This is a genomic window from Rhizobium sp. BK112 (assembly GCF_014193215.1).
GTDB lineage: Bacteria > Pseudomonadota > Alphaproteobacteria > Rhizobiales > Rhizobiaceae > Rhizobium > Rhizobium anhuiense.
In genome coordinates, this window is sequence record NZ_JACHYZ010000001.1 from 338,439 (window position 1) to 351,936 (window position 13,498).

Genomic DNA, 13,498 nt, shown 5'->3' on the forward strand with positions numbered 1-13,498 from the left:
GTTCATGTCATCAGAGACCGAGGCCGGTCTTGGCGGCCGCCAGCGCGTCGCCCTTGCCGTCGCGGGTTTTGACGCCCGCAAGCCAGGGTTCGATCGCCGAGGGGTTCGCCTTCAGCCATTCGGAAGCCGCAGCCTCCGGCTCCTTGCCGTCGTTGAGGATCTTGCCCATGATGTGGTTCTCCATGTCGAGGGAGAACGTCAGGTTCTTCAGCATCGCGCCGACATTCGGGCATTCGTCGAGGTAACCGGCCCGCACGTTGGTGTAGACCTTGGCGCCGCCGAAATCCGGACCGAAGATATCGTCACCGCCGGTGAGGTAGGTCAGCTTGAAGTTGGTGTTCATCGGATGGGGCTCCCAGCCGAGGAAGACAACGGGCTTGCCGGATTTGTCGGCACGCGCGACCTGAGCGAGCATGCCCTGCTCGGAGGATTCGACGACTTCCATATCCTTCAGGTCAAAAGTGTTCTTCTCGATCATGTCCATGACGAGGCGGTTGCCGTCATTGCCAGGCTCGATGCCATAGATCTTGCCGTCGAGATCGTCCTTGTGAGCGGCGATGTCCTTGAAGTCCTTGATGCCGAGCTCGGCGCCCTTGGCGTTGGTGGCGAGCGTGTACTTGGCGCCGACAAGGTTGGGGCCGAAGGATTCGACCGACTTATCGTCGAGGTAGGGACGGACATCCTTTTCCTGTGTCGGCATCCAGTTGCCGAGGAAGATGTCGATGTCCTTGTTCTTCAGCGAGGTGTAGGTGACCGGCACCGAAAGGACCTTAACATCGGTCTGATAGCCGATGCTCTTCAGAATGACGGATGCGGTGGCGGTGGTGGCGGTGATGTCAGTCCAGCCGACATCCGAGAAATGCACCGTAGAGCAGCTGTCTGGATCTGCGGCGAAGGCGGCGGTCGCAACGGAGAGGGCGGCGACGGCAGTTGCAGTGACGAGTTTGAATGTGCTTGTTGTTTTCATTTTAGACTCCCAGTCTTTAAGTTCCCAAGCCAACCATCAATAACCGAGTTTGACAAGCGACCTCAGTGCGTTTGCGTCGTATCGACCCATGCGATTGCGACGTCGGCGGATTTTTTCGCGACGCCCTGTTTTCGGGGCTTTCGGCGGTTTTTGAGCGTGGATTCCTGTGATTATCGCCGCCACGGGGCTTTTCTTTGCCATTCCGAGCTTTCAATAAGCCGATTAAGGAGAAATCGGATGGCAAAACTCTATTTCAACTACTCGACGATGAATGCCGGCAAGTCGACGATGCTGCTGCAGGCCTCCTATAATTATCAGGAGCGCGGCATGCGCACCGTGCAGTTGATCGCCGCTTTCGACGAGCGCGCGGGCCGGGGCGTGATCGGTTCGCGGATCGGCTTGGAGGCGAGCGCCATTCCCTTCGAGCCGCACGAGGATCTGTTTCGGCTGGTCGCGACGTTGAGCGGCGAAGGGGCGCCGATATCCTGCATCTTCGTCGACGAGGCGCATTTCATGACGCCTGTCCATGTCTGGCAGCTTGCCAGGGTCGTCGACAGGCTCGGTATCCCCGTCATGGTCTACGGGCTGAGAACCGATTTCCAGGGCAAGCTGTTTCCGGCCTCGCAGGAACTGCTGGCGATCGCCGACGAAATGCGCGAGGTGCGCACCATCTGCCATTGCGGGCGCAAGGCGACGATGGTGGTGCGACACGACGCAGAGGGAAAAGTGTTGCACGAAGGCGCGCAGATCGATGTCGGCGGAAACGAGAAATATGTCTCGCTCTGCCGCAGGCATTGGGACGACGCGATGAACGGTGCCTGGATCGCCGAGCCGGTCTGAAGCCGCGAAGCTGCCTGTTTTCTTTGGCGCCGCAAGCGACTAGCTTGAGCAGGAGATTCCTTGGAGAGATCAGGTGCGCAAACCCCCGCCATTCGACGGCCAGTACGAAGTCGCAGGCAGACTTGCCGAGAGCATTGCGGCGGAGGGAGCCTATTGCGTGGCTGCGATCGGCGCCTTTAGCGGTGACGAAACACGGTCGGCCGACGAGATCTTCATCGAGCAGAATGTCCGCTTCCAGGCCCATATCGCCGATGCTGCGGGGCTCGACGCCCAACTGGCCGAGCTGGTCTTTGCCCTCGACCGGCTGACGGCCGAGGTTTCGGCCGATCTCGACAGCTTCCGGGGGCTGACGCTGCGCGAGAAGATGGCCGGCTGGCTGTCGCGCCAGCGGATGTGGCGCATGTATACCTCACGTGTACGTGAGGCGCCCGTCATCGAACGGCTGCTCGATCTTTTGGCGAAATCGGACGCGCTCGCCAGGCTGATCGCCGGCCAGCGCGCCTTGCTCACCGAACGGCACAAGGCAGCCGAACTCAGCCTCGTCGACATTGTCGAGCAGCGGCGCCGGCTGGTCGTTTCCATCGATATCGCCCGCCTCAAGATGAAGGAGCTCAATGCCAAGGCGCTGACGACGCAGGGCCGTATCGGCGTCTATGGCAACAGGGCGCATTGGGAGCAGATGGAGGCGGAGCGGCGGGCGTTGAAGGCGGAGGCCGAGCGGATTTCCGCCGGCGAGCACGAGATGCGCGACGATAGCCAGCGGCGCGAGCGCTTCATCGGCCTGTTCCAGGCTTTTGTCGATTCGCTGAACGGCCGGATCGCCGCCTGCAACGTGCTGCTGCGCAAGCTGATGATCGATGTCGAGGAGCGGCTGATCATCTACCAGGCGCAGGTCGATACCGACCGGCCGGGCATGAAGATGCGGATCAAGCCAGAACTCTTTCCCGATATCGCCGCGCCGATCCGGCTGTTCGAAAAGGGCATGCTGGTCGCCCAGGATCTGGAGCGACGAAAGAGCCGCGCCGATCTCGAATTCGCCAGGCGGTTTCCGACCTATGCCGAGCCGCCGCCGGCAACATCGGGAGCACCTCTGATCGACACGGCGCGCAGGTCCTTCCGTTTCAACCTGCCTTTCCTGCGTTCCTGATCGCCGGGCGCGTTGCGCGCCCTTTTTCGCCATAACTTCAATCCGAAAAATCGAGAGGCTGTTGTTGTGCTCGGGCCATCGAGCGCATATGTGGAAGCAGCGGGGCGGCAATGTCCCGATGTTCGCCTCGCCCTGACAGGAGACGACGATGCTTGACGGGATTGCCGGTTTTTTCAGGCTGATCGGCCAGACGATCGGCCGCTGGGCCCGCCTGTTTGCCGCTTGGGCCTTCTGGCCTTTTCTTGCCGCGCATGGCTGGTATCAGCGCCGGAGCTGGATGATCCGATTGCCGGTCATCGCATTCGTGGCGCTGTTCGTCGTGCTTTACGGCTATTTCTTCTGGCAGACGCAGATCTGGACGAATTTCAACACCGCCTTCGTCGACCAGTACCGGCTTTCCGAACGCAAGGTTGCCGCCGGGCAGGACGTGCCGGTCGCTGAAGGAGCCGATGCGACCGCGCGAAAGACCTGCCAGCGCTCGGCGATCGTCGACGTCGCGGCCGATCTGACCGATTTCAATGTCAACCAGAACGCATGGATTTCCTCCATGCTGCTCTACAAGATGGGCTTCTTCGGCATCGACTGGGATCACACGCCCTTCCTCGACAACAAGGCGTCGTTCCAGCGCGGCGTCAACCAGGCGGTCCGGCGGACCTCGGTGGAGCTTGTCGACACGCTCGGGCGCGTGCGCGGTACGTCGGGTATCAACAACGACTTGCAGCGCGCGCGGGGCAATCTGCAGTTCGACGAATATAGCTGGTATTTCGGGTTCAATCCCTTCGGGCCGAAGACGCCGACGCCTTCCTATTACCGCTCGGCGATCGGCAGCCTGCGCAAGTTCAACACTGATCTCGCCCTCTGTAACGCCATTTTCGATGGCCGTGCCGACAATCTGGTGCAGTTCATCGACCGCATCGCCAACGATCTCGGCGGCACCTCGGATATGCTTGCCGAGCGCTCGGAAAACCACAATCGCGGCTGGTTCGATACCCGCGCCGACGACCGGTTCTGGTTCGCCTACGGCCAGCTCTACGGCTATTACGCGATTATGGCGGCTGCCCAGGCCGATTTCTCGCAAGTTGTGTCGGAGCGCAATCTCGGAGCGATCTGGGGCGGGACCATGCGACAGTTCCAGGCGGCGCTGCGCATCCAGCCGGCGATCATCTCGAACGGGCGCGAGGATGGCTGGATCATGCCGAGCCATCTCGCCACCATGGGCTTTTATATTCTGAGGGTGCGCTCGAACCTCGTCGAAATCCGCTCGGTGCTCGACCGCTAATCCCGCGCGTCCAACAGACGAGCTAATCAGGCGTTATCGCTGTCGAGTCAGCGAGACGCCGTGTTGTCCTCGAAGCCGACGACACGCAGTTTCTCGACGAATTCGTAGGTGATGCCGACGATGCCGCTGCCACTTTCATCGTCACGGAAGCGGCCGACGCTGCGCACCACCTTGTAGCCGCCAAGCCGGTTGTCGACACGATAGACAAAATGGAAACCGGCGCGGTGAAGGCTCGCCTCTTCGAAGGTTTGAGCGATGAGGCTGCGGTCCTCCTCATGAATGCGCGACATCAGCTCTGTCAGATTGACGGGGCCGTCGCTGTAGGGGAGATCGAAGATCGTGTGCACATCCTCGCTTGCAAAGAAATGTCCAGTCTCGATGTCGATGCGCCAGAAGCCGAAAAGGCGATAGGCAGCAAGCATCTGGACAATTTCCGCATCGGTGATGCCGATGTGGGCGCGGGATTGCGCTGTCTTGTCAATGACGGGCTGTTCGAAACGAAGAGACACGATTCCCCCAGATCACGGGACGACGTGCCGACTCTCTTCTGATGCCTCAGTTGATCAGCTTCAATCGAATTGCCTTAGCTACCAACTGGGTGCGGTTGACGCAATCGAGTTTTTTGATCGCGTTCGTCATATAGGCGTTCACCGTATGGTCCGAGAGCGCTAGGATCTGGCCGATTTCGATCGAGGTTTTGCCTTGGGCAGTCCAGCGTACAACTTCTAGTTCTCGAGTCGACAGCGCGTTATGCGCGCATTCCTCGTTGCGTTTGACTGCATTGTATGCATCGAGTGCATGCAGAATGATCATTGCCAACTCATTGATCTCGCTCTGGCCGAGTGCGGCGCGGTCGCCGCAGAACCAGAAGACCAACCGTTGGCCATCGGCTGCGATGGTCGGCATGGCGACGCCTGCCGGTATGGCATGGCGCAGCATCAGGGCACGCAGTTCGGCAGGAAAGGCCTGACCATTGACGGTGTCGTTGAGGTGCCAGACCGGCGGCACAGCGGACTCTCTCAGCCGCACGCCAAATGGACAACCGCGCATCATGTGGGCGCGATCAAACTCCCTGACATAGGCGGCCGGAAGCGAACTCTCGATCAGCAGCGGTTTCAAAAGAAGGTCTTCGGGAGAAGGGGCGTGCATCAGCGTCGCATGCGACAATCCGAAGGCTGTGGAGATTCTGCCGAGCGCCTGTGCAAAGAGGCCACGTGTTCGTGCAGTCGCAAGCTCTGCCGAAAGCAATGACTGTCTTTCAGAGGTAGTCATGTAAGACATTTGTACGCCTCCGGCAGCCCCAATGTTACCGCTATCAAACACAGAAAGGCGGCGGGATGCTAGTCCCAACCGACTTGGCGCAAGCCGATTCATTCAAATTGTGAAAAATTAGTCACAGTAGATCGCGTCTTGGTTGAGTTTCGACTTGCAAAAATAGCGTTGCGGTATCTTTGGCTCCCGCGTGGCCGCAGAGCGATGGATCTCACGCAGCCGGACAGGAAGAGAATCACTTCGGGAAAGAGGTTGGGCGGTAACCACCAGCGAAATCTGGCTTGCTGCGGTTCGATGCAATTGCTAATCGTATTCTCATGTATAACTGAGGCGATTTAATCGTGCGCTTTGCAATTTTTGTTTTTCGCAAGCATCTGTTTTTCCTTATATTACTTGCCCTGTTATTTTTGAGCTTGCCGATCGGTGCCGCGATCTCACAGGCTGCCGAGAAGAAGAAGCAGGCGGGGCAGGCGCCAATGCGTTTCATCATCGTACGAAGCCTCCTCTGCATGGAAGACTGTCCTGAATGGATATCGGCAGAGGGGCGCATAACCACCGATACTCCCGGCCAGCTCCGAAAAATTCTGAAGAAAATCGGGGATCGGAAATTGCCGGTGGTCTTTCAGTCGGAAGGTGGTGAGGTCGATGCTGCCTATGCGATGGGCCGGATCATCCGCAAGGCCGGTCTGGAAACAGCCGTAGGAGGCACGCGACTGAAGGATTGCCCAGCGGACGATACGCGCTGCGCCGCCGCTATCGAAAAGGATGGCAGCTCGGTCGGCGTCACCTATTCGGATGGCGCATACTGCTTTTCCGCATGTCCTCTGGCTTTCGCCGGCGGTACCTCGCGCGTCTCGTCGCAATGGGCTTTCATCGGTGTCCACCAGATCACGACTGTCTACAAGAGAGAGCGTGTCTCCTATCGCATCGAATACAAGATCGTGAATGGCAAGAAGACGGAAATTTCCCGCAAGGAGGTTGGACGCAAATCCGCGGGGCAGAGTAGTTCCACTAAACTTGGAAAGAAGGCGGCCGCTGCCCTGACGGGCTATTTGAAGGAGATGGGCGTCAGTGCCGATCTGATCGGTTTGATGATGAGTACCCCTCCCGATCGCATCACTATCGTACCGCCAGCAGATGCACTTCGCATGGGGCTGAACACCGACATGCTGGCTTACAATGAGTGGCCGGGCATGCCGCTCTGCGTGGCGGGTGCAGCCACTGATGCCGCCTGCCACGGCCATTCGGCGGTCGAAGCGGCTGGGGCGCCCGCAACTGCAGACACAAGCGAGAAACAGCCGACAACCCTGCCGATGGACTTTCTCCTGATGTATCATGGCAATTGCCAGGAGGAGTGCACGCAGTGGATTTCTGCGGAAGGAGACATCACGCCGGATACCCCGGCTCGGCTGGCGGCAATCTTGAAGACGCTCGGCGAAAGAAAGCTGCCGCTCGTTCTTCAGTCCAATGGCGGGGATATGGATGCGGCTTTCGCGATGGGGCGTGTGATCCGTGCGGCAGGTCTGGAGACCTCGATTGGCAGAACGCGGTTGCCGAACTGCCCGACGCTCGATCCGCGTTGCAAGGCGAGCATGGCCAAAAGCGGTCCGACGGAGGGGGAGGTCTCTGCCGGCGGTGCATACTGCCTTTCGACCTGTACTCTCGTCTTGATGAGCGGAACGCCGCGGATTGTCGGATATTCCGATATCGGCCTTGTCAGACCCACGACGGCTGAAGATAGGAAATTCTTCGCCTATTTCGACGAGATGGGCGTTAATGCCGAGTCTTTCGAGACGATGATGCTCGCGACCTCGATTGAGCGAAAGAATATTCCTCGTTCTCAGGCGCTCGAGCTTGGCATCGTCAACGGGATCATCCCTTACGGTGATGAGCCCGGTGATCGCCTATGTGGACCCGATGCCAAGGAAAGTCTTCGATGCCCCAGAAAAGCTGAGGCAGAGATCGCTCCTGTTGCTGCGGCCTCGAATTGATGCGGAAAAGAACGCCGGTGTGCCCACTCACTGACGTGGGACAATCAGTTCGTCGTCCCTTTACCCCTTGTCCTTCAAATCATTTTTCGACGTCACGCTCATCAGCTTCTCCAGGAAGCCGAGCATGACGGCGGAGGCGACGAAGGCGAGGTGCATGAAGGTCAGCCACATGATCTTGCCGTCGGCATATTTGTCGGCATTAAGGAAGACCTGCAGCAGATGGATGGAGGAAATGGCGACGATCGAGGAGGCGACCTTGATCTTCAGGCTGCCTGAATCGAGCTTGCCGAGGAAGGAAACCTCGTTGTCAGCCTCACTGGCCTCATCGAAGCGGCTGACGAAATTCTCGTAGCCCGAGATCATCACCATGACGATCAGGCTGGCGACGAGGGCTGCGTCGATCAGACTGAGCATGGCAAGGATCATCTCCGCTTCGTCGAGCTCGAAGACGCCGGAGGCGATCTTCAGGAGCTTGTAGGCGAAGGAAACGGCATAGACGGCGAGCGCCGCTACCAGGCCGATATAGAAGGCGACGAGGAGCCAGCGGCTCGACAGGATGATGCGCTCAATGATGAGTTCCAGTGACTTCATGTTTTCACCCTGTGAAACCGCAATCGTTGACCGCCACATAAACGCCCAGCGTGGCTGCCGCAAGGCGTGGCGCTATTCACACTTCGCCGATATTTCGCTATCTCGATAAGGGGAAAACAACGACTCTGCGTCCGCGGAGGTCGGACGGGGGACATCCATGCCAGCCATCAAATCCGATATCGAAATCGCGCGCGCAGCTGCCAAGAAGCCGATCTTCGAGATCGGGGCGAAACTCGGCATTCCGGTTGAGCAACTCGCTCCCTATGGTCACGACAAGGCGAAGGTCAGCGCTGAGTTCATCGCGGCGCAGGCAGGCAAGAAGGACGGCAGGCTGATCCTCGTCACTGCGATCAATCCGACACCGGCGGGCGAGGGCAAGACGACGACCACCGTCGGGCTCGGCGACGGGCTGAACCGGATCGGCAAGAAAGCCATCATCTGCATCCGCGAGGCTTCTCTCGGCCCCTGTTTCGGCGTCAAGGGCGGGGCGGCCGGCGGCGGTTATGCGCAGGTCGTGCCGATGGAAGACATCAACCTGCATTTCACCGGCGATTTCCATGCGATCACCTCGGCGCACAATCTGTTGGCGGCGATGATCGACAACCATATCTACTGGGGCAACGAAGAGAATATCGACATTCGCCGCATCACCTGGCGGCGGGTCATGGACATGAACGACCGGGCGCTCAGAAGCATGGTCTCCTCGCTCGGCGGTGTCGCCAACGGTTTCCCGCGCCAGGGCGGGTTCGACATCACCGTCGCCTCCGAGGTGATGGCGATCCTCTGCCTCGCCACCGATCTCAAGGATCTGGAGCGGCGGCTCGGCGACATCATCATCGGCTATCGCTTCGACCGCACGCCGGTGCATGCGCGCGACCTGAAAGCCGACGGCGCCATGGCGGTGCTCTTGAAGGATGCGATGCAGCCGAACCTCGTGCAGACGCTGGAGAACAATCCGGCCTTCGTGCATGGCGGACCCTTCGCCAACATCGCCCATGGCTGCAATTCGGTGACGGCGACGAAGACGGCGCTGAAGCTCGGCGACTATGTGGTGACGGAAGCAGGCTTCGGGGCCGATCTCGGAGCGGAGAAATTCTTCGACATCAAATGCCGCAAGGCCGGGCTGAAACCGGATGCGGCGGTCATCGTCGCGACCGTCCGGGCGCTGAAGATGAATGGCGGGGTGAAGAAGGAGAATCTCGGCACCGAGGACGTGGCGGCGTTGAAGAAGGGCTGCGCCAATCTTGGACGGCACGTCGCCAATGTGCGCCGGTTCGGCGTGCCCGTCGTCGTGGCGATCAATCATTTCGTCTCGGATACCGACGCCGAGATTGCGGCGGTCAAGGAATTCGTCTCAAGACTCGGCGCCGAGGCGATCCTCTGCCGCCACTGGGCGCTGGGTTCGGCCGGCATCGAGGAACTGGCGCACAAGGTGGTGGAACTGGCTGAATCCGGCCAAGCGAAATTCCAGCCGCTCTATGGCGACGACATTTCGCTGTTCGAGAAGATCGAGATCGTCGCCTCGAAGATCTACCATGCCGGCGAGGTGACGGCCGACAAGGCGGTGCGCGACCAGCTACAGACATGGGAGGAGCAGGGCTACGGCAATCTGCCGATCTGCATGGCGAAGACGCAATATTCCTTCTCCACCGATCCGAACCTGCGCGGCGCGCCGGAAGGCCATGTCGTCACCGTGCGGGAGGTGCGGCTTTCGGCGGGCGCCGGCTTCGTCGTCGCCATCACCGGCGAGATCATGACGATGCCCGGCCTGCCGAAATCGCCGTCGGCGGAGCGGATTTTCCTGAACGATCAGGGTTATATCGAGGGCTTGTTCTGATCTTCAGAACGCTTGCTCATCTGTTCGACGGCCTGATTCAAGCGTGAACCGCAACTCGTTGAAATGATTAGTGGCAATAGCGATAGCCGCCCTTCCTCTCGATGACGTCGAGATGGAAATGCGTCTCGTGGGCCGCGTCGCTTTCGGGGTCGAGGACGGTGGTGAAATAGAGGCAGCCGGCGGCGCTGACGGTGCGCTGGAAGGCGCCGGTGAGCGTCGGATCCTCGCGGCGGGAGCGGACGGCGACATCCTCGCCCTTTTCGAAATGGAAACTGGCAATATCGATGGCGTTGCCGCGGGCATGTTCGGAGATCTTGCCTGTTCCGGCGCCATTACGCAGGCGGCACATATAGGCCGTTGCCTGGTTGACGGTGGTGATGCGGCCCTGCTCCGGCAAGGCGGCGGAGGCGGTCGGGATGACGCTGTCCTTCATCCAGCGGGCAAGGGCGAGTGCTGCCGGGCAGCGGAGCGTCGCTTCCGGCTTCAGGCTGATGCCGGGCAGGGCTTCGGAGACGATGATCGGTTTGTCGATGCCGCAGCCGTTGCCGTCATCGATACGCGGCGTTTCCTTGAAGACGACGCCCAAAGCCCGGAGTGCGGCCGTGCATTCGGCGTGCTCGGTGTCGCTTTCGGGTTCGATCGTCAGATGCTGTTCTTCGAGCGTCTGCTCGGCTGGCGGCTTGTTTTCTTCAGTCGGGGTCTGCGGGCTTTCAAGCTTGCCCGGGGGCAGCGGCGGGCCTTGCATGGGTTCGGCCGGCGCAGGCTGGGCCGGTTCGGCCCCCGGCGTCGACGGCTGGCTCGGTGCCTCCGGAGCCTTTACATCAGGTTTCGGCTGAGGGGCCGGCACCTCTTCAGGCGCGGGCGGTTCCGCCTCCGCAGGCGGGACAGAGGTGGGGCTGCTCGTCTCGCCGGCATCGGGCCGAGGTTGGGGCAGTGGACCTTGTGGGGGCAAGCGGGCGCCGGCAAGAAAGGCGGTAGCGGCGATCAGGATCGCCAGTATCGAAAGTTTTCTCAACGCATCCGATTCCCTGCTGCCGATAGTTAGGGATAATGCGCGAGGGCGGTTTTCGTTGCAAATGCGCAACGTTTAGGAAGATCGTTAAAACTTGATAATATTATTCAACATAAATCGCCGGATTATGTTGACAATAGAACTCATGTTTTTTATGCGGCAAAAAGAAGGCAGAAATTCTGCGTCGCCTTCATCCGCAAAAGCCCAGCCAGCCCCTCGAGCGTTTGACGCGCCACGACCAGCCAGCCCGGTAATCATCATTAGAGGGTAGGTTATGATCGTCCGGCATTGGCGTTCGGTTTTGTTGGTCTGCACGGCAGCCACAGTTGTTTTTCCTGTTTCGCAGTCTTTCGCGCAAAGCGCTCCGGCAACGACGCCGCAAGCCACCGCAGAAGACAGCACCGTCCTGCAGAAGATCGTCGTCAAGGGCAAACGCGTGGCGCCGGGCAGCGTCGCCGACACGCCGCTTGCGACCGAGATCACCGCCAAGACGCTCGAAGAGAAGCAGGTCACCAATTTCGACGATATTGGCCGCAGCGTCGATGCAGGTGTGAACTACTCGCGTGGCGACGCGGGCTTCAACCTGCGCGGCCTCTCCGGCGCTCGCATCCTGACCACCATTGACGGCATTCCGATCCCATATATTTCGAACAGTTCGCGCCAGGGTGCTTTCGCGCCGGCCAACGCCAATGGCGGCGGCGATACCTTCGATTTCGATTCGCTGTCGTCGCTCGATATCGTGCGTGGCGCAGATTCGAGCAAGGGCGGCTCGGGCATGCTCGGTGGCGCCATCGTTCTCAATACGCTCGAGCCGGAGGATCTCATTCCCGAAGGCCGGGATTGGGGTGCGATCGTCAAGTCGACATACGACAGCGAAAATCGCAGCATTTCCAGCTCGGCCGCCGCTGCCAAGAAGATCGGCAACACGTCGATCCTGTTTCAGGGCGGCTACCGCAAGGGCCATGAACGCGACAATATGGGCGACAACGACAGCTATGGCCGCTCTCGCACCGAGGCGGATCCCGCCGATTTCGACCAGCACAACCTGCTCTTCAAGCTGCGACAGGAGCTGGAAGGCGGTCATCGCATCGGCCTGACGGCCGAACGCTTCCGCCGCGATCTCAAGACCGACCTGCGCGAGCTCCAGGGCGGCACGACGCCGCGCAACTTCCGGATCGACAATTATGACGGCCGCGAACTGCGCGACCGCGACCGCGTTTCTCTCGATTACGATTATGAGGCGCAGTCTTCCGACGCATTCTTCAGCAGTGCGCGCGCAACGCTTTATTGGCTGGATTTGAAGAAGGAAGCCGGCAGCCGGGGCCGTACGACCACCAATGTGGCCTATGGCCGTAACAACCAGATAGAAAACGAAACCTGGGGCTTCAGCGGCACGGCGACGAAGGATTTCGAATATTCCGGTCTCAGCCACTCCGTTCGCGTGGGCCTCGACGTCGGCATTTCCAGCTGGAGCCAGTATAGCTGGGCACTTTGCCCGACGCCCACAACGTGCCCGGCGCTGAACAACCAGGCGGAAGTGCCCAATGTCGACAGCCAGAACCTGGGGCTGACCTTCGAAGACAAGATCGAAATCGGCAATACCGGCTTCGCGTTGACACCCGGCTTCCGCTTCGACTGGTTCAACTACAATCCGTCGACCGGCGGAAGTTTCGCAAGCAATACCGGGCTTACTCGTTTCGGGGACCTGAACGACCGGACGGAAGCCGGCCTGTCGCCGAAGATCCTTGCCACATATGACCTGACGCCCGACGTGCAGCTTTACGCACAGCTGGCCGTTGGCTTCCGCGCACCCACCGTGGACGAGCTCTACAGCCGCTTCTATAATCCGACGGGCCGCTACGCCCAGCTCGGCAATCCCGATCTGGAGCCGGAAATCGGCCGCGGCGTCGAAATCGGCGCCAATTTCGACACGGGCGATTTTACCGGTCGGGTTGCGGCTTTTCACACCCGCTACCAGAACTTTATAGAGACGGTGACAAGCCGGGACGCGACCGGCTTTACGGAGTTCAACTACACGAACGTTTCTGCGGCCACAATTTCGGGTATTGAAGCCAGTGCCGTCAAGACATTCAACAATGGCATCAACCTGCATGCGTCGCTTGCCTATGCCTATGGCCGCAACGAGGATACGGGCAAATACTTGCGATCGGTTGCTCCCTTCAAGGCGATCATCGGCGGCGGTTGGAGCAACGACAACTACGGTTTCGATCTTTCCTCGACGCTCTCGGCAGCCATGCCTGACGACGATGTTGCGACCACATTCGATGCGCCAGGTTATGGTGTCGTCGATCTGACGGCATGGTGGACGCCGGAACAGTTGAAGGGTCTGCGTATCCAGGGGGGTGTCTACAACATCTTCGATCAGGAGCATTACAACGCGCTCGCCGTGCGCGACGTCAACCTGACCTCGGTGACTGCGTCGCAGCCGCAAGAATGGTATTCGGAGCCGGGCCGTACGTTCAAGGTGTCGATCACCAAGACTTTCTGATCGCGATCACGCTTTCAAGGCTGGGGGAGGGCGGCTTTCGGGCCGCCCTTTTT

11 protein-coding genes are annotated in these 13,498 nt (G+C 59.9%); 6 read left to right on the forward strand and 5 right to left on the reverse strand.

Annotated elements, in window-relative coordinates; translation table 11 throughout:
• Positions 1 to 10: 10 nt before the first annotated feature.
• The gene (locus FHT75_RS01565) at positions 11 to 967 is read right to left on the reverse strand and encodes a choline ABC transporter substrate-binding protein (protein WP_029867903.1); all 957 of its coding nucleotides are present in this window, start codon (positions 965 to 967) and stop codon (positions 11 to 13) included.
• A 237-nt stretch (positions 968 to 1,204) separates the two neighbouring features.
• Here FHT75_RS01565 and FHT75_RS01570 point away from each other — a divergent pair, with 237 nt between their 5' ends.
• The 3 genes from FHT75_RS01570 to FHT75_RS01580 all read left to right on the forward strand — a co-directional run bounded on the left by FHT75_RS01570 (position 1,205) and on the right by FHT75_RS01580 (position 4,233).
• A complete protein-coding gene (locus tag FHT75_RS01570; protein WP_029867904.1) occupies positions 1,205 to 1,807 on the forward strand; it encodes a thymidine kinase in 603 nt (200 codons plus the stop codon).
• A 73-nt stretch (positions 1,808 to 1,880) separates the two neighbouring features.
• Positions 1,881 to 2,954: a hypothetical protein gene (locus FHT75_RS01575; RefSeq protein WP_029867906.1), complete on the forward strand. Its 1,074-nt coding sequence runs from the start codon at positions 1,881 to 1,883 to the stop codon at positions 2,952 to 2,954.
• Positions 2,955 to 3,102: 148 nt separating this feature from the next.
• On the forward strand, positions 3,103 to 4,233 hold the full coding sequence (locus FHT75_RS01580) for a DUF2333 family protein (protein WP_029867907.1): 1,131 nt from the start codon (positions 3,103 to 3,105) through the stop codon (positions 4,231 to 4,233).
• 47 nt (positions 4,234 to 4,280) lie between these two features.
• Here the strand turns inward: FHT75_RS01580 and FHT75_RS01585 are convergent, their stop codons facing one another.
• Both FHT75_RS01585 and FHT75_RS01590 read right to left on the reverse strand, forming a co-directional pair.
• Entirely contained in the window at positions 4,281 to 4,742 is a 462-nt protein-coding gene (locus FHT75_RS01585) for a PAS domain-containing protein (protein ID WP_029867908.1), read from the reverse strand.
• A gap of 46 nt (positions 4,743 to 4,788) precedes the next feature.
• Complete coding sequence (locus FHT75_RS01590; RefSeq protein ID WP_029867909.1) at positions 4,789 to 5,514, reverse strand: helix-turn-helix transcriptional regulator; 726 nt, start codon at positions 5,512 to 5,514, stop codon at positions 4,789 to 4,791.
• Between the two features lie 332 nt (positions 5,515 to 5,846).
• On the opposite strand from FHT75_RS01590, the gene FHT75_RS01595 reads away from it, so the two are divergent.
• Positions 5,847 to 7,496, forward strand: a complete 1,650-nt coding sequence (locus tag FHT75_RS01595; protein WP_029867910.1) for a hypothetical protein — start codon at positions 5,847 to 5,849, stop codon at positions 7,494 to 7,496.
• Between the two features lie 60 nt (positions 7,497 to 7,556).
• Here FHT75_RS01595 and FHT75_RS01600 read toward each other — a convergent pair whose 3' ends face one another.
• A complete protein-coding gene (locus FHT75_RS01600) occupies positions 7,557 to 8,087 on the reverse strand; it encodes a TIGR00645 family protein (RefSeq protein ID WP_080759844.1) in 531 nt (176 codons plus the stop codon).
• A gap of 157 nt (positions 8,088 to 8,244) precedes the next feature.
• Between FHT75_RS01600 and FHT75_RS01605 the strand changes: the two genes are divergently transcribed.
• Positions 8,245 to 9,924: a formate--tetrahydrofolate ligase gene (locus tag FHT75_RS01605; protein WP_029867912.1), complete on the forward strand. Its 1,680-nt coding sequence runs from the start codon at positions 8,245 to 8,247 to the stop codon at positions 9,922 to 9,924.
• A gap of 67 nt (positions 9,925 to 9,991) precedes the next feature.
• Here FHT75_RS01605 and FHT75_RS01610 read toward each other — a convergent pair whose 3' ends face one another.
• Positions 9,992 to 10,939 carry an extensin family protein gene (locus FHT75_RS01610; protein ID WP_029867913.1) on the reverse strand — a complete coding sequence of 316 codons (948 nt, stop codon included), beginning with the start codon at positions 10,937 to 10,939 and terminating at the stop codon, positions 9,992 to 9,994.
• Between the two features lie 271 nt (positions 10,940 to 11,210).
• Here FHT75_RS01610 and FHT75_RS01615 point away from each other — a divergent pair, with 271 nt between their 5' ends.
• A complete protein-coding gene (locus FHT75_RS01615) occupies positions 11,211 to 13,445 on the forward strand; it encodes a TonB-dependent hemoglobin/transferrin/lactoferrin family receptor (RefSeq protein ID WP_029867914.1) in 2,235 nt (744 codons plus the stop codon).
• Positions 13,446 to 13,498 lie beyond the last annotated feature (53 nt).

Excerpts from the sequence above, each read along its gene's own strand:
- FHT75_RS01590 (WP_029867909.1), bottom strand. The coding sequence starts at position 5,514 with ATGTCTTACATGACTACCTCTGAAAGACAGTCATTGCTTTCGGCAGAG.
- FHT75_RS01615 (WP_029867914.1), top strand. The coding sequence starts at position 11,211 with ATGATCGTCCGGCATTGGCGTTCGGTTTTGTTGGTCTGCACGGCAGCC.
- FHT75_RS01605 (WP_029867912.1), top strand. The coding sequence starts at position 8,245 with ATGCCAGCCATCAAATCCGATATCGAAATCGCGCGCGCAGCTGCCAAG.
- FHT75_RS01570 (WP_029867904.1), top strand. The coding sequence starts at position 1,205 with ATGGCAAAACTCTATTTCAACTACTCGACGATGAATGCCGGCAAGTCG.
- FHT75_RS01580 (WP_029867907.1), top strand. The coding sequence starts at position 3,103 with ATGCTTGACGGGATTGCCGGTTTTTTCAGGCTGATCGGCCAGACGATC.
- FHT75_RS01565 (WP_029867903.1), bottom strand. The coding sequence starts at position 967 with ATGAAAACAACAAGCACATTCAAACTCGTCACTGCAACTGCCGTCGCC.
- FHT75_RS01600 (WP_080759844.1), bottom strand. The coding sequence starts at position 8,087 with ATGAAGTCACTGGAACTCATCATTGAGCGCATCATCCTGTCGAGCCGC.